Origin of the sequence: Streptomyces sp. NBC_01723, assembly GCF_036246005.1 — a bacterium.
Lineage (GTDB): Bacteria > Actinomycetota > Actinomycetes > Streptomycetales > Streptomycetaceae > Streptomyces.
Map to the genome: position 1 here is coordinate 3,658,546 of NZ_CP109171.1, position 15,430 is coordinate 3,673,975.

Sequence of the window (15,430 nt, forward strand, 5' to 3'; positions counted from 1 at the left end):
CGTAGCGTTAGTGCGGCGGCGGAGCCGGGTGCAGGGCGTTGGACACCGTGCAGCCGGCCTCCCCCCGCATCCGCTGGATCCGGGGCGGCACCCACACCTCGGTCTCGCCGGGGCCCACGCGGGCGAGGAGGCAGTCCTGCGGGCCGAACCCGTCGCCCGGCACCAGCAGGAGTACGCCGACCCGCCCGTCCTCCGCCTTCACCTCACTGCGGATCGCGGGGTCCATGTCGAGCGCTCCGACCACCCGCCGCACCTCCGCCTCGTCCGCCCGCCCGCCCTCCGGCACCCGCGGGAGCTTCGCACGCAGTTCCCTTTCGGGCAGCCGGGGCGGCTCGGGCGGCGGGCCGAAGACCAGGGGGAGGCTGTCCGGGCAGTCCACGTCACGGGGCTTCTCGCGCCACTCGGACCAGGGTGCCACGCGGACCGCGAAACACCGCCGTACGGTGACCTCCTCGATGTCGAAGGTCGCGTTGTACGCGGTGCCGGACGTGCGGACGACCAGTTCGAGGCCGTCCCCGTCGTGGGACGAGGTGCCGTCGACCCGCATCACCTCCACCCCCTCCATGGCGGCGGCCTCACGCCCCGCCTCAACCGGCGTGCGGGTGCGCTGGCTGTAGAGCCGCTCTCCCACGGTCCTGGCCACCTCGCGGGCGGCGTCCGTCGCCTTCTCCTCGGAGGGCTCGGCCACCCCGCAGCCCGCGACGAGCAGCGCCAGGGGCGCGAGCAGCAGCAGCGGACGCAGTGCCCGTCCCGCGCTCACGCGCCCCGTCCCACGAGGGGCAACGCCGGGAACTCGTGGCCCTCCCACAGGCGCCGGGACGCCTCCTCCGGGTACGGCGCGACGACCGGCTCCGTGTCGAGGACCTGGACCAGGCGCCGTTCCGTGTCGTACTCCGGCCAGCCGGGGTCGCCCGTGCGCGCGAACGCCGTCCAGGACGACCGGAAGCGGGACGACAGGGCCAATGCCTCCGGGGACGGTTCCGTGCCGGCGAAGAGGAGGGCGCCGACGTCCGCCGCGAAGGTGCCGAAGAGCAGCGGGACGTCCAGGGCGTGACAGGCGCCGAGGGCGCCTCCGTCGGCCGGGGCCGCCCAGGTCAGCTCGTAGACGTGGGCGCGGCCCCCGCCGGCGAGGTGCGCCTCGGCCAAGTGGAGTGAGGGCATGCCGAACAGCCAGTCCGTCTGGACCCGTTCGTAGAGGTCGTTCGCGGAGGCGTCCGGGAACGCCGCGCGGTAGGCCGCTTCGCCGCCCGGCGCGTACAGGCGCAGGGCCGCGGCCGCCCGCTCCTCGCCGATGGAGCCGAGCTTGCCCGCCATCATGGTGAACAGGCGGTTCTCGTCGCGGTTGTGACCGACGACCAGGTCGACGTCGCGGGAGGCGCCGGAGGCGAGCGCCTGCCAGGGGGTCACCGGCAGGACCTCGCCGTCGACGACCGGGGCGTACGGGGTGACGGTGGGCGCTGCCTGTCCCCAGCGGTCGACGCGGCCGGGCATCCTCGGGGCGAGGGCCTGACCCACCTTGACGAGCTGCTCGGGAGGGACGGTGCCGAGGTCGGCGACGGTGGGGCGCAGACCGGCCTCGGCGGCGAGGGCGGTGCCGAGGTCCCGGGCCAGTTCCGGCGAGAAGAAGGTGCCCGGCACGCTCTGCGCGATGGCCCGCCCGAAGAGTCCGGCGGCGCGCGGCATGGCGAGCAGCGCGGCCACGGAACCGGCGCCCGCGGACTCCCCGAAGACGGTGACCCGGCCCGGATCGCCGCCGAACGCGGCGACGTTGTCCCGCACCCACTCCAGCGCGGCCACCTGGTCGAGCAGACCCCGGTTGGCGGGGGCGCCCTCGATGTGGGCGAAACCCTCCATGCCGAGGCGGTAGTTGAGGGTGACGACGACGAGGTCGCCGTCGGCGGCGATGCGGCGGGCGTCGTAGCCGGGGCTGCCGGAGTGGCCGAGTTTGTAGGCGCCGCCGTGGATCCAGACCATCACCGGGCGGCGAGCGGCCGGATCGGGCTCCGGTGTCCAGACGTTGACCGTCAGCCAGTCGTCGCCCTGGGGAAGCGCACCGGGCGGGCCCGCGATGCCGAGGTCCTGCGGGGGCGGCGGGCCGAAGGCGTACGCGTCGCGTATGCCGTCCCAGGGGCGGGCGGGGCGCGGGGCGGCGAACCGGCCCGCGCCCACCGGGGGTTCGGCGAAGGGAATGCCGCGGAAGACGGTCAGCCCGTCCTCCGCGCGCCCGCGCACCGCACCGGCGGCCGTGCGCACCACGGGTTCCACTGACTCCACGGGTCCAGGGATCGTCATCCCACGGACCCTACGCCGCGGTGCGCACCGCGCTCAGCTGAGGGTCTTCAGCGAGGCCGCGTCGTAGGGCGCGAGGCTGTCGAAGCGTCCGGCGAGGACCTTCTCGGCCCACAGCGGGTCCTGGAGCAGCGCACGGCCGACGGCGACGAGGTCGAACTCGTCGCGCTCCAGGCGGTCGAGGAGGTTGTCGAGGCTGCCGACGGGGGCGCCCTCGCCCAGGAACGCCTTGGTGAAGTCGCCGTCGAGGCCGACCGAGCCGACGGTGATGGTGGTCCTGCCGGTCAGCTTCTTGGTCCAGCCGGCGAGGTTGAGGTCGGAGCCGTCGAACTCGGGCAGCCAGTAGCGGCGGGTGGAGGCGTGGAAGGCGTCGACGCCGGCCGAGGCGAGCGGGGCGAGGATCGCCTCCAGCTCCTCGGGGGTCTCGGCGAGGCGGGCGTCGTAGGCCTCCTGCTTCCACTGCGAGTAGCGGAAGATCACGGGGAACTCCGGCGAGACCTTCTCCCGTACGGCGGCCACGATCTCGGCGGCGAACCGGGTGCGGGCCACGGGGTCGCCGCCGTAGGCGTCGGTGCGGCGGTTGGTGCCGGACCACAGGAACTGGTCGACGAGGTAGCCGTGGGCGCCGTGGATCTCCACGCCGTCGAAGCCGATGCGCTCGGCGTCCGCGGCGGCCTGGGCGAAGGCGCCGATGACGTCGTCCAGGTCGCGCCGGGTCATGGCCGTGCCGGTGACCTCGTCCTCGCCGATGCGCAGCCCGGACGGGCCGACGGCGGGGGCGTCCGCGAAGGGCGGCTGGCCGGCCTTGCGCACCATGCCGATGTGCCACAGCTGGGGCACGATCGTGCCGCCCGCCGCGTGCACCGCCTCGGCGACCTTCGCCCACCCGGCGAGCTGCTCCTCGCCGTGGAACCGCGGCACCCGGCTGCTCTGCCCGGCGGAGTCGTGACCGACGTACGTCCCCTCGGTGACGATCAGGCCGACACCGGCGGCGGCCCGGCGGGAGTAGTACGACACCACGTCCTCACCGGGGACGCCGCCCGGGGAGAACATCCGGGTCATCGGCGCCATCGCGATGCGGTTCGGCACGGTGAGTCCGTTGATGGTGGCCGGGCGGGCGAGGATCCGGGCGGCGCGGGAGGCGGCCTCGACGGGGGTGACGGTCACGTGGGGGCTCCTTGGACGGGGTACCGGGTACCGGCTGGTATGTGCGCATGCATTGAACACGCTCCAAGGTGAACCCCGCACCCCCGGGGCCCCATTCCGCACTCCAGGGTGCGCTTTCCCACACCCGCCGAACCACGGGAAACGCCCGAGGGCGGCACCCCCCTCGCGGGGAGTGCCGCCCTCGGTCGATGCTGGACGGTCGATCAACCGGAACCGGTCGATCAGAAGTCCATGTCACCGCCCGGCATGCCGCCCGGAGCACCGGCCGCGGCGGCCTTCTCCGGCTTGTCGGCGATGACGGCCTCGGTGGTGAGGAACAGCGCGGCGATGGAGGCGGCGTTCTGCAGCGCGGAACGGGTCACCTTCGCCGGGTCGATGATGCCCTCGGCGATCATGTCGACGTACTCGCCGGAGGCGGCGTTCAGGCCGTGGCCGACCTGGAGGTTGCGCACCTTCTCGACGACGACGCCGCCCTCGAGACCACCGTTGACGGCGATCTGCTTCAGCGGGGCCTCCAGGGCGAGCTTCACGGCGTTGGCGCCGGTCGCCTCGTCACCCGACAGCTCCAGCTTCTCGAAGACCTGGGAGGCCTGGAGCAGGGCCACGCCACCACCGGCGACGATGCCCTCCTCGACGGCCGCCTTCGCGTTGCGAACGGCGTCCTCGATGCGGTGCTTGCGCTCCTTGAGCTCGACCTCGGTGGCGGCACCGGCCTTGATGACGGCCACGCCGCCGGCCAGCTTCGCCAGGCGCTCCTGGAGCTTCTCGCGGTCGTAGTCCGAGTCGCTGTTCTCGATCTCGGCGCGGATCTGGTTGACGCGGCCGTTGACCTGGTCGGTCGAGCCGGCGCCGTCGACGATGGTGGTCTCGTCCTTGGTGATGACGACCTTGCGGGCGCGGCCCAGGAGGTCCAGGGACGCGTTCTCCAGCTTGAGGCCGACCTCCTCGGAGATGACCTCGCCGCCCGTGAGGATGGCGATGTCGCCGAGCATGGCCTTGCGGCGGTCACCGAAGCCCGGGGCCTTGACTGCGACGGACTTGAAGGTGCCGCGGATCTTGTTGACCACCAGGGTCGACAGGGCCTCGCCCTCGACGTCCTCGGCGATGATCAGCAGCGGCTTGCCCGACTGCATGACCTTCTCCAGGAGCGGCAGCAGGTCCTTGACGTTGCCGATCTTGGAGTTGGCGATCAGGATGTACGGGTCGTCGAGCGACGCCTCCATACGCTCCATGTCGGTGGCGAAGTACGCCGAGATGTAGCCCTTGTCGAAGCGCATACCCTCGGTGAGCTCCAGCTCCAGACCGAAGGTCTGGGACTCCTCGACGGTGATGACGCCTTCCTTGCCGACCTTGTCCATGGCCTCGGCGATCAGCTCGCCGATCTGGGTGTCGGCGGCGGAGATGGAGGCCGTGGAGGCGATCTGCTCCTTGGTCTCGACGTCCTTCGCCTGCTCCAGCAGGGCGGCGGAGACGGCCTCGACGGCCTTCTCGATGCCGCGCTTCAGAGCCATCGGGTTGGCGCCGGCCGCGACGTTGCGCAGGCCTTCCCTGACCAGGGCCTGGGCGAGAACGGTCGCGGTGGTCGTACCGTCACCGGCGACGTCGTCCGTCTTCTTGGCGACTTCCTTGACCAGCTCGGCGCCGATCTTCTCGTACGGGTCCTCGAGCTCGATCTCCTTGGCGATGGAGACACCATCGTTGGTGATCGTGGGGGCGCCCCACTTCTTCTCGAGGACGACGTTGCGGCCCTTGGGGCCGAGCGTCACCTTGACGGCGTCCGCGAGCTGGTTCATGCCGCGCTCGAGGCCGCGCCGTGCCTCCTCGTCGAACGCGATGATCTTGGCCATGTGAAGTGGTCCCTCCAGGACTGGGGGTGATTCCTTCGGACCGCGCCCGCGCCCGCGACGGACGGCTCGCCGACCTCGTGGTTCCTTCCCCACCCGGCCTGCGGGCCTCACCGACCCGGTCCTTCGTTGTCACTCTCACCTTCAGAGTGCTAACGCCAATGATTAGCACTCGACCCCATCGAGTGCAAGCGGCTCTCGGGGATCGGGGCGCCCGCTCAGCCACCCGTGAACACTCGGGCGCACCCTCGTCCGGGCAGCCCGAAGGGCCCGCACCTCCGGGGAGGTGCGGGCCCTTCGGAGAAGAACCGTTTGTTTGCGGTGGCCGAACGTCTCAGGCGCTGAGGCGAACCATGTCGGCCTGCGGGCCCTTCTGACCCTGCGAGATCTCGAACTCGACCCGCTGGCCTTCTTCGAGGGTGCGGTAGCCGTCCATCTGAATCGCGCTGTAGTGGACGAAAACATCCGCACCACCGTCGACCGCGATGAAGCCGTACCCCTTCTCCGCGTTGAACCACTTGACGGTGCCCTGAGCCATGCCTAACTCCCCTATTACTGGCCCTTGCACAGATCCGCACTTCGCGGACCCGGGTCAGACCTCACCCCCCACGACTGGGGGCGTGCGCCGGAACGCGTCGACCGCGGCTGAATGTATCTGTCCAACTGCCGTCTGCAACAGGGCAATCGAACGAGAAATCTGGACGTACCCGGTCCGGAATATGACGAGCTTTCCCCTGAATGTGGGTCAAGTCGGGGCACGCAAAAGTCACAAAAGCCGCGAAACACACCCACAATTTGGCTACTTCTTGTCGGGTGGGCGGCAGGAATTCAGGGTTCCCGATGTCTTGATCGGGAGCGCGTTCCCCAACTCTACCGCGCTCAATCCAATGGAATTGCCCCCTCCGCTTCTCTCACGGAGGGGGCAATTCGATGAACTCTGCGTCACCGCGATTACCTGCGGTAACGAACGAGTGGATCAGCCGCCGGCGACCGCCGGGATGATGGAGACGCCCGCGCCGTCCGGGGTCGCGGTCTCCAGGCCCTGCTCGAAGCGCACGTCGTCGTCGTTGACGTAGACGTTGACGAAGCGGCGCAGCTTGCCCTGGTCGTCCAGGACGCGGGCGGCGATGCCGGTGTGGTTCTTCTCCAGGTCGGAGATGACCTCACCCAGGTTGGCACCCTGGGCGTCGACCTCGGCCTTGCCGCCGGTGTAGGTGCGCAGGATGGTCGGGATGCGAACGGTCACGCTCATGCGAGGCCAGCCTCTCGGAAGGAGTCCAGGTTGGGGCGGATGGTCGCGGTCAGGCCGGTGCCGGCCACCGCGTCCAGGGTCTTGAGGCCGTCGCCGGTGTTGAGGACGACCGTGGTCAGCGACGGGTCCAGCACACCGCTCTCGACCAGCTTCTTCGTGACGCCGACGGTCACGCCGCCGGCGGTCTCCGCGAAGATGCCCTCGGTCCGGGCGAGCAGCTTGATCGCGTCCACGACCTGCTCGTCGGTCACGTCCTCCACCGCGCCGCCGGTGCGGCGCGCGATGTCCAGGACGTAGGGGCCGTCGGCGGGGTTGCCGATGGCCAGCGACTTGGCGATGGTGTCCGGCTTCTGCGGGCGCACGACGTCGTGGCCCGCCTTGTACGCCGTGGACACCGGCGAGCAGCCCTCGGCCTGGGCGCCGAAGATCTTGTACGGCTTGTCCTCGACCAGACCGAGCTTGATCAGCTCCTGGAGCCCCTTGTCGATCTTCGTGAGCTGGGAGCCGGACGCGATCGGGACGACGATCTGGTCGGGCAGCCGCCAGCCGAGCTGCTCGCAGATCTCGTAGGCGAGGGTCTTGGAGCCCTCGGCGTAGTACGGCCGCAGGTTGACGTTGACGAAGCCCCAGCCCTCGCCGGCCGGGTCGCCGATCAGCTCGGAGCAGAAACGGTTCACGTCGTCGTAGTTGCCCTGGATGCCGACCAGCTCGCCGCCGTAGACGGCGGCCATGACGACCTTGCCCTGCTCCAGGTCGTGCGGGATGAACACGCAGGAGCGGAAGCCGGCCCGGGCGGCGGCGGCGCCGACGGCGCCGGCCAGGTTGCCGGTGGAGGAGCAGGAGAGGGTGGTGAAGCCGAAGGCGCGGGCGGCCTCCAGGGCCTGGGCGACGACACGGTCCTTGAAGGAGTGCGTCGGGTTGCCGGAGTCGTCCTTGACGTAGAGACCGCCGGTGACGCCCAGCTCGCGGGCCAGGTTGTCGGCCTTGACCAGCTTGGTCCAGCCCGGGTTGATGTTCGGCTTGTCGGCCACGTCGGCGGGGACGGGCAGCAGGGGGGCGTAGCGCCAGATGTTCGCGGGGCCCGCTTCGATCCGCTTGCGCAGCTCCTCGGTGTCGTAGGCCGAGAAGTCGTAGGCGATCTCCAGCGGGCCGAAACACTCCTGGCAGGCGAAGAGCGGGCCGAGCGGGACCCGGTGGCCGCACTCCCGGCAGCTCAGCGCGGCGGCGGGGCCGAGGTCGACCGTGGTGTCGGTGGCGCCCGGGGTGTTCGTGGAGGTTTCGGCAGTCTGCACAGCCATGGAGGCGAGGCCCTTTCTCCTCATCTTCCTCACGACGCATCTCGCCGTGAGACGGATTTGGCACCTTCCCTAGTCGGGAGCCTCGCCACGTCCGTGTGACAAGAACCGACTGGAGGGTTGCCGGGGCTTCATCGGGCCGTATCCCTCTGCCCCTCTGGATGAGCGGTATGAAGTTGTTTCTCGCTGGTACACGCGGCGACCCCCGGCATGCGGTGGTCCTGCGCGTTGTTCAAGACTGTAACCGAAGGCCAGGACGGTTGAGATAGTCGTCCGTACCGCGAGATGGATCACAAAGGAGCCCGGGACCGTGCTGGAAGAAGTCGAGCGCTGGCTGAGCGCGCGTTCCTGGTCCGCCGGGGACCGGCCGATCCGGCAGCTGCTGGCCGCCAAACAGGCCACCGGGCAGACGGTCAGCGTGGTGCTCCCGGCCCTCGACGAGGAGGCGACGGTCGGCGAGATCGTCACGGTGATCCGCCGCGAGCTGATGGAGCGGGCGCCGCTCGTCGACGAGATCGTGGTCGTGGACTCCGGGTCGAGCGACCGTACGTCGGCGGTGGCCGCGGCGGCGGGCGCGCGCGTCGTGCACCGCGACGCGATCCTGCCGCGTGTCCCGGCGGTGCCGGGCAAGGGCGAGGTGCTGTGGCGTTCGCTGCTGGTCACCGGCGGCGACCTCGTCTGCTTCGTCGACGCCGACCTGCGCGAGTTCTCCGCCGATTTCGTCTCCGGGATCGTCGGCCCGCTGCTCACGGAACCGGACGTGCAGCTCGTCAAGGCGATGTACGACCGCCCCCTCGGCACCACTCCCGGCCAGGGCGGCCGGGTCACCGAGCTGGTGGCCCGCCCGCTGCTCAACCTGCACTGGCCGCTGCTGGCCGGCTTCGTGCAGCCGCTCGGCGGCGAGTACGCGGCCCGCCGCTCCCTGCTGGAACGGCTCCCCTTCCCCGTCGGCTACGGCGTCGAGCTGGGCATGCTGGTCGACGCCCTGCACCTGGTCGGCCTGGACGCCCTCGCCCAGGTCGACGTCGGCGTCCGCATCCACCACCACCAGGACGGCCAGGCCCTGGGCCGCATGTCCGCCGCGATCTACCGCACCGCCCAGCTCCGCCTGGCCCGCGGCCACCTGGTCCGCCCGACCCTCACCCAGTTCGAACGCGGCCCCTCGGGCTTCGAGCCCCGCAACCACGCCGTGGACACGGAGGAACGGCCACCGATGAGGGAGATCGCGGAGTACGCGGCGCGGCGGGTGGCGTGATCGGCCCTCTGTGGTGTGCGACCACGTTTGAGTATTTCGGGGCCGGGCTAGGTTGAGGCGTATGGCTTCAACCTTCGGTGCTGCTCAGGTGCTGGTCGCCTCCAATCGGGGGCCGGTCTCGTACGAGGTGGGTGAGGACGGGGCGCTGCGCGCGAAACGGGGTGGTGGCGGGCTGGTCTCGGGGTTGTCGGCCATCGGGCCGGACGCGGGTGCGCTGTGGGTGTGCTCGGCGCTGGGCGACGGCGACCGCGAGGCGGTGCGGCGCGGGGTCGGCGAGGACGGCGTCCGGATGCTGGACGTGCCGGCCGACGTGCACGCGGACGCGTACAACGGGATCGCCAACTCGGTGCTGTGGTTCGTGCACCACATGCTCTACCAGACGCCCCTCGAGCCGGTCTTCGACGCGGAGTTCCGGCGGCAGTGGGCCTCCTACGAGGCGTACAACCGGGCCTTCGCCGAGGCGCTGGCCGAGGAGGCCGCCGAGGGCGCGGTCGCGATCGTGCAGGACTACCACCTGACGCTGGTGCCGGGGATGCTGCGCGAGCTGCGGCCGGACCTCAGGATCGGTCACTTCTCGCACACGCCGTGGGCGCCGGTCGACTACTTCCGGCTGCTGCCGGACGACATCGCCGAGCAGGTGCTGCGCGGCATGCTCGGCGCCGACCGGCTCGGGTTCCTCACCCGGCGCTGGGCGGACGCGTTCACCGCGTGCTGCGACGCCCTGGTGGGCGGGCTGGGCTCCACGGAGACCGGCGTGCACGGGCTCGGGGCGGACGCGGACTTCCTGCGGAAGCGGTCGCACGAGGCGGACGTGGACGAGCGGATGGCGGCCCTGCGGGAGGAGATCGGCGAGGGCCGCCGCACGATCGTGCGGGTGGACCGGACCGAGCTGTCCAAGAACATCGTGCGCGGGCTGCTGGCGTACCGGGAGCTGCTGGCGACGCGGCCGGAGTGGCGCGAGCGGGTGGTGCACGTCGCGTTCGCCTACCCCTCGCGGCAGGACCTCGCCGTGTACCGCGACTACACGGCCGAGGTGCAGCGGGTCGCGGACGCGGTCAACGAGGAGTTCGGCACGGCGGACTGGACGCCGGTAGTGCTGCACGTGAAGGACGACTTCGCGCGGTCGCTGGCGGCGTACCGGCTGGCCGACGTGGCCCTCGTCAACCCCGTGCGGGACGGGATGAACCTGGTCGCGAAGGAGGTGCCGGTCGTCTCCGACGAGGGGTGCGTGCTGGTGCTGTCGCGGGAGGCGGGGGCGTACGAGGAGCTGGGCGAGGACGCGGTGGTGGTGAACCCGTACGACGTGTCCGGGACGGCCGAGGCCCTGCACACCGCCCTGTCCGTCCCCCCGGCGGAGCGTGCCGAGCGCTCGAAGCGGCTGGCCGCGGCGGGCACGGCGCTGCCTCCGGCGCGGTGGTTTCTCGAGCAGTTGGAGGCGCTGAGGTCTTGACGGCGGGTGCCGGGGGGTGGGTGTTGGTGGCCCGGCGTGCGGGGCGCCGCCTGCGCCCACCCGTGCCGCCCCAGGCGGCACGCGTGCCCGCAGACGGCGGCGGGGGGGGGGAGCTACGCGAGGCGCGCGGCCAGGGCGCGAAGGAGTCGCACCACCCCCGTCGGGCCGTCGACCACCAGGTCGGCGCTCTTGTGGAGGTCCGGGACCTCGTCGCTGCCGCTGCAGACGAGGAGGCCCGGGGTGCCCTCGGAGCGGAGTACGTCGACCGCCGCGAAGGCGGGGAGGTCGCCGAGGTCGTCGCCGGCGTAGAGGACGGACGCGGCGTCCGTGTCCCGGACGTACGCCCGTAGCGCGGCGCCCTTGTCCATGCCGGGTGGGCGCAGTTCGAGGACCATGCGGCCCGGTTCGACGATGAGGCCGTGCCGGGAGGCCAGGTCGGTGAGGGGGACGCGCAGGACGTCGAAGGCGGCCTGCGGGTCGGGGGCGCGGCGGGTGTGGACGGCGACCGCGTGGCCCTTCTCCTCGGTCCAGGTGCCCTCCCCCGCCCCGGACCGCTCCAGCAGGGCCGGCAGCTCCGCGCGGACGGCGGCGACACCGGGATGCGGTTCGGGCGTGGTGAGGGTGCCGGTGGCGGCGTCCCAGCGCTCGGCGCCGTAGTGGCCGAGGACGACGAGGTGGTCCAGGCCCGGGACGTCCGCGAAGCCGCCGTGCCGGACGGCGACCTCGGCCGGGCGGCCGGTGATCACCGCGACGGCGGCGACCTTAGGGGCGAGGGCCGCGAGCGCCGGTACGGCGTCCGGGTGGGCCCGCGCCCGGTCGGGGTCGGCGACGATCGGGGCCAGCGTGCCGTCGAAGTCCAGTGCGATCACCGCACGGCCGGGGTCGGTGAGGAGCGCGTCGAGCCCCGCGCGTCCGGCCGCCGTCGAGGGGGTCGGCAGGCGGTCCGGGGAGTCGGCACGGGTGGAGTCCTGGTGGCTTCCCATACCGCGAACCTATCCCGCCGGCGCGGACGGCAACCTCGTCGCCGCCTCACCGCTCCGAGCGGCGGGACTCCCGTATCCGGCGGAGGCGGTTGACCGTGACCGGGTCCGTGGCCAGGGCGCGGGGGTCGTCCAGGAGGGCGTTGAGGAGCTGGTAGTAGCGGACGGGGGCCAGGCCCAGCTCCTCGCGGATCGCGCGTTCCTTGGCGCCGGGGCCGGGGAAGCCGCGGCGCTCCAGTGCGAGGATGCCGCGCTCCCGCTCGGCCAGCTCTCCCAGGTCCATGTGAGGCACCGTAGCGCCCGCCACCGACAGCGCGGCCCGCGAGGGCCTGTCGCGAAAGCCCTACTCCGCGCTGCCCACCCGCATCGCGGTCGCCTGTATCTGGGCGAGCACCTCCTGGGGGCTGCCGCCGGGGGCGACCGCCTGGCCGATCCGCTTCTTGACGTCCGCGCTGACCGAGGCCCAGGAGGTCTTGCCGACCGGGTACAGCTCGGAGAGCAGCAGTTCGTCCAGGAACGGCTTGAGGTTCCTGTCCTCGGCCGCGGTGCTCATGACCTGGGACGCGGAGGTGGTCACCGGCAGCAGGTCGTACTCGCGGGAGAAGTCGAGGACGTTCTCGTCGCTGTAGACGAAGTCGAGGAAGTCGCCGATCTCCTCCTGGTGGCCGTTCTTCTTGAAGGCCGTCATCCAGTCGGACACACCGAGCGTGTTCTGGCTCTCCCCGTCGGCGCCGGGGGTCGTCACCATGCCGTACTTCACGCCCTTGTCGGAGGCCATCTTCATCAGCGAGGGGTGGCCGTTGAGCATGCCGACGTCGCCGTTGGCGAAGGCGGCGAAGGCGGCGGCGCGGTTGAGCTTGCCGGGGGCGACCGGGCCGGTGAGCCCCTTGGCGACCAGTTCGTCGCGCAGCCAGGTGAACGTGGTGACGTTCTGCGGCGAGTCGACGGAGTACGTGCCGAGGTCGTCGGTGTAGCCGCCCCCGCCGCTGAGCATCCACTGCATGGTCTCCGCCTGCGCCTCCTCGGCGCCCAGCGGCAGGGCGTACGGGTACTTCACGCCCTTCGCGTCGAGCGCCTCGGCGGCGTCGGCGAGGTCGTCCCAGGACTTGGGCGGGGTGACGCCGGCCTCGGCGAAGAGGGTCTTGTTGTAGAAGAGCACGCGGGTGGAGGCCGCGAAGGGCAGCCCGTACTGGACCCCGTTGACCTGGCCGGCGCCCGCGAGCTGGGAGACGAAGCCGGCCTGGACCGGGATCGAGAGCACGTCGTCGGCGGCGTAGAGCAGGTCCTTGTCCGCGTAGTCGGAGTACGCGCCGATCTGCGCCATGTCGGGCGCCTCACCGGCGTCGACCATCTCCCGGACCTTCCGGTCGACGTCGTTCCAGGAGTAGACGTCCACCTCCACGTGCACGTCGGGGTTCTTGGCCTCGTAGGACTTGACCAGCTCGTCCCAGTAGTTCTGGGAGCTGTTGTCCTTGCTGTCGCCGTAGTCGGCGGCGACCAGCTTCAGAGTCACCTCGCCGGAGTCGCCGGTGAGGCCGCAGCCGCCGAGGACCGCCGTCATGCCCAGTGCGGACACCACCGCGATCGTTCCTGTCCTACGCCGCTGCACCTGAATCCCCAACCCTGTGCCTGTTCGTTTAACGGATTAAGGTCTACACCACGGCAGTGGACTAGACCTCTCCCGGGTCAACGGGCCACACTGTCCCCGTGAGACATGTCATCGCCCTCGATGTGGGCGGCACCGGGATGAAGGCCGCCCTCGTCGGGTCCGGGGGCGAGCTGCTGCACCGGGCCCGCCGGGCCACCGGCCGCGAGCGCGGGCCCGAGGCGGTGGTCGCGGGCATCCTCGACTTCGCCGCCGAACTGCGCGCCCACGGCGCCGACCGGTTCGGCGAGCCCGCCCGCGCGGCCGGCGTGGCCGTCCCCGGCATCATCGACGAGGAGCACGGCACCGCCGTGTACGCGGCCAACCTCGGCTGGCGCGACGTACCCCTGCGGGCCCTGCTCGGCGACCGGCTCGGCGCCGTCCCCGTCGCCCTCGGCCACGACGTGCGCGCCGGCGGGCTCGCCGAGGGACGGATCGGGGCCGGACAGGGCGCCGACCGGTTCCTGTTCGTGCCGCTGGGCACCGGCATCGCGGGCGCCATCGGCATCGACGGCCGGGTGGAGTCGGGCGCCCACGGCTTCGCGGGCGAGATCGGCCACGTCGTCGTGCGGCCCGGCGGCATCCCGTGTCCGTGCGGGCAGCGCGGCTGCCTGGAGCGGTTCGCGTCCGCGTCGGCGGTCAGCCAGGCGTGGGCCGCGGCCTGCGGCGACCCGGCCGCGGACGCCGCCGACTGCGCCAAGGCCGTCGAGTCGGGCGACGCCCGCGCGCTCGCGGTCTGGCAGGACGCCGTGGACGCGCTGGCTGACGGACTGGTCACCGCGCTCACTCTGCTGGACCCGCGCGTCCTGATCATCGGTGGCGGCCTCGCCGAGGCGGGGGAAACCTTGTTCACACCGCTGCGGGACGCCGTGCGGCGGCGCGTCACCTTCCAGAAGCTGCCGGAGATCGTCCCCGCGGCGCTGGGGGACACCGCCGGCTGCCTGGGTGCCGGGCTGCTCGCCTGGGACCTGCTCGACACCGAACCGACCGGCACCACCCCCACGACCGCGACTCCCCCGGAGGTAACCACCTGATGGCCCCAAGCAAGGTTCTCGCCGGTGCCCGGGTGGTACTGCCCACCGGGACCGTGGACGACGGCCGCGTGATCGTCGAAGGCACCCGGATCGCGGACACGGCGCCCCCCGGCGCGGAAGTGCTCGACCTGTCGGGCCACTGGGTGGTGCCCGGCTTCGTCGACATCCACAACCACGGCGGCGGCGGCGCCTCCTTCACCGGCGGCACGCCCGAGGACATCCTCAAGGGCGTCGAGACCCACCGCCGGCACGGCACCACCACGGTGGTCGCCTCCGCCGTCACCGGCGACCTGGACTTCCTCGCCCGGCGCGCCGGGGTGCTCGCCGAGCTGGCCCAGCAGGGCGACATCGCCGGCATCCACTTCGAGGGGCCGTTCATCTCCCCGTGCCGCAAGGGCGCGCACGACGAGCAGCTGCTGCGGTACCCCGATCCGGCCGAGGTCCGCAAGCTGGTCGACGCCGCCCACGGACACGCGAAGATGGTGACGCTGGCCACCGAGCTGCCGGGCGGTCTGGACTCCGTACGGCTGCTCGTGGAGCACGGCGTGATCGCGGCGGTCGGGCACACGGACGCCACGTACGAGCAGACGGTCCAGGCCATCGACGCGGGCGCCACGGTCGCCACCCACCTCTTCAACGCGATGCCGCCGATGGGCCACCGCTCCCCCGGCCCGATCGCCGCGCTCCTGGAGGACGAGCGGATCACCGTCGAGCTGATCAACGACGGCACGCACCTGCACCCGGCCTCACTCCAGCTGGCCTTCCACCACGCGGGCGCGGACCGGGTCGCCTTCATCACGGACGCGATGGACGCGGCCGGCTTCGGCGACGGCCGCTATCTGCTCGGCCCGATGGAGGTCGAGGTCGCGGACGGGGTGGCCCGGCTGGTGGAGGGCGGCTCGATCGCGGGCTCCACGCTGACCCTGGACCGCGCCTTCAAGCGGGCGGTGACGGTCGACGGGCTGCCCGTCGGGGACGTCGTCACGGCGATCTCCGCCAACCCGGCCCGGCTGCTCGGCCTCGGCGACCGGATCGGCTCCCTGGAGCCCGGCAGGGACGCCGACCTGGTGGTGCTGGACGACGCCTTCGACGTGCGGGGCGTGATGCGGCACGGCGCCTGGGTGGTCGAGCCCCAACTGGGCTGATCCGACGGGGGGACTGGGCCGACCGCCGTCCGTTTGGCATGATCGTGTCTTCGGAAAACATCTCCGGGACACAC

At 71.9% G+C, this 15,430-nt stretch carries 14 protein-coding genes and 1 riboswitch; of the genes, 4 read left to right on the forward strand and 10 right to left on the reverse strand.

From position 1 onward, the window contains the following. Positions 1 to 7 precede the first annotated feature (7 nt). The 7 genes from OIE75_RS16765 to thrC all read right to left on the reverse strand — a co-directional run bounded on the left by OIE75_RS16765 (position 8) and on the right by thrC (position 7,850). Positions 8 to 760 carry a translation initiation factor IF-2 gene (locus tag OIE75_RS16765; protein ID WP_329471367.1) on the reverse strand — a complete coding sequence of 251 codons (753 nt, stop codon included), beginning with the start codon at positions 758 to 760 and terminating at the stop codon, positions 8 to 10. Beyond that, positions 757 to 2,292 carry a carboxylesterase/lipase family protein gene (locus OIE75_RS16770; RefSeq protein WP_329471368.1) on the reverse strand — a complete coding sequence of 512 codons (1,536 nt, stop codon included), beginning with the start codon at positions 2,290 to 2,292 and terminating at the stop codon, positions 757 to 759. The genes OIE75_RS16765 and OIE75_RS16770 overlap by 4 nt, the downstream gene beginning before the upstream one ends. Positions 2,293 to 2,325: 33 nt before the next feature. Next, the gene (locus tag OIE75_RS16775; protein ID WP_329471369.1) at positions 2,326 to 3,456 is read right to left on the reverse strand and encodes an NADH:flavin oxidoreductase; all 1,131 of its coding nucleotides are present in this window, start codon (positions 3,454 to 3,456) and stop codon (positions 2,326 to 2,328) included. A gap of 221 nt (positions 3,457 to 3,677) precedes the next feature. Beyond that, the gene (groL, locus tag OIE75_RS16780; protein ID WP_329471370.1) at positions 3,678 to 5,303 is read right to left on the reverse strand and encodes a chaperonin GroEL; all 1,626 of its coding nucleotides are present in this window, start codon (positions 5,301 to 5,303) and stop codon (positions 3,678 to 3,680) included. Positions 5,304 to 5,634: 331 nt separating this feature from the next. Then, positions 5,635 to 5,838: a cold-shock protein gene (locus tag OIE75_RS16785; protein WP_004929928.1), complete on the reverse strand. Its 204-nt coding sequence runs from the start codon at positions 5,836 to 5,838 to the stop codon at positions 5,635 to 5,637. Between the two features lie 438 nt (positions 5,839 to 6,276). Next, positions 6,277 to 6,552 carry a MoaD/ThiS family protein gene (locus OIE75_RS16790; RefSeq protein ID WP_064728532.1) on the reverse strand — a complete coding sequence of 92 codons (276 nt, stop codon included), beginning with the start codon at positions 6,550 to 6,552 and terminating at the stop codon, positions 6,277 to 6,279. Continuing rightward, positions 6,549 to 7,850 (reverse strand): threonine synthase, encoded by a 1,302-nt coding sequence (gene thrC / locus OIE75_RS16795; protein WP_307013284.1) that lies wholly within the window; start codon positions 7,848 to 7,850, stop codon positions 6,549 to 6,551. Before thrC ends, OIE75_RS16790 begins: the two co-directional genes overlap by 4 nt. A 17-nt stretch (positions 7,851 to 7,867) precedes the next feature. Continuing rightward, positions 7,868 to 8,015: riboswitch (SAM riboswitch) on the reverse strand. 142 nt (positions 8,016 to 8,157) lie between these two features. On the opposite strand from thrC, the gene OIE75_RS16800 reads away from it, so the two are divergent. Both OIE75_RS16800 and OIE75_RS16805 read left to right on the forward strand, forming a co-directional pair. Then, positions 8,158 to 9,102, forward strand: coding sequence for a glucosyl-3-phosphoglycerate synthase (locus OIE75_RS16800; protein ID WP_329471371.1), 945 nt, complete (start codon positions 8,158 to 8,160; stop codon positions 9,100 to 9,102). Positions 9,103 to 9,163: 61 nt separating this feature from the next. Beyond that, the gene (locus OIE75_RS16805; RefSeq protein WP_307013288.1) at positions 9,164 to 10,552 is read left to right on the forward strand and encodes an alpha,alpha-trehalose-phosphate synthase (UDP-forming); all 1,389 of its coding nucleotides are present in this window, start codon (positions 9,164 to 9,166) and stop codon (positions 10,550 to 10,552) included. 113 nt (positions 10,553 to 10,665) lie between these two features. Here OIE75_RS16805 and otsB read toward each other — a convergent pair whose 3' ends face one another. The 3 genes from otsB to OIE75_RS16820 are packed head-to-tail and all read right to left on the reverse strand — an operon-like array spanning position 10,666 to position 13,141. Next, positions 10,666 to 11,535 (reverse strand): trehalose-phosphatase, encoded by an 870-nt coding sequence (otsB, locus tag OIE75_RS16810; protein ID WP_307013289.1) that lies wholly within the window; start codon positions 11,533 to 11,535, stop codon positions 10,666 to 10,668. A gap of 46 nt (positions 11,536 to 11,581) precedes the next feature. Beyond that, a complete protein-coding gene (locus OIE75_RS16815; protein WP_307013292.1) occupies positions 11,582 to 11,815 on the reverse strand; it encodes a DUF3263 domain-containing protein in 234 nt (77 codons plus the stop codon). A gap of 60 nt (positions 11,816 to 11,875) precedes the next feature. Beyond that, positions 11,876 to 13,141: an extracellular solute-binding protein gene (locus tag OIE75_RS16820; RefSeq protein WP_443078366.1), complete on the reverse strand. Its 1,266-nt coding sequence runs from the start codon at positions 13,139 to 13,141 to the stop codon at positions 11,876 to 11,878. Positions 13,142 to 13,278: 137 nt separating this feature from the next. Here OIE75_RS16820 and OIE75_RS16825 point away from each other — a divergent pair, with 137 nt between their 5' ends. Continuing rightward, positions 13,279 to 14,211 carry an ROK family protein gene (locus OIE75_RS16825; protein WP_443078447.1) on the forward strand — a complete coding sequence of 311 codons (933 nt, stop codon included), beginning with the start codon at positions 13,279 to 13,281 and terminating at the stop codon, positions 14,209 to 14,211. Beyond that, positions 14,211 to 15,356: an N-acetylglucosamine-6-phosphate deacetylase gene (gene nagA / locus OIE75_RS16830; protein WP_307013294.1), complete on the forward strand. Its 1,146-nt coding sequence runs from the start codon at positions 14,211 to 14,213 to the stop codon at positions 15,354 to 15,356. The genes OIE75_RS16825 and nagA overlap by 1 nt, the downstream gene beginning before the upstream one ends. Positions 15,357 to 15,430 lie beyond the last annotated feature (74 nt).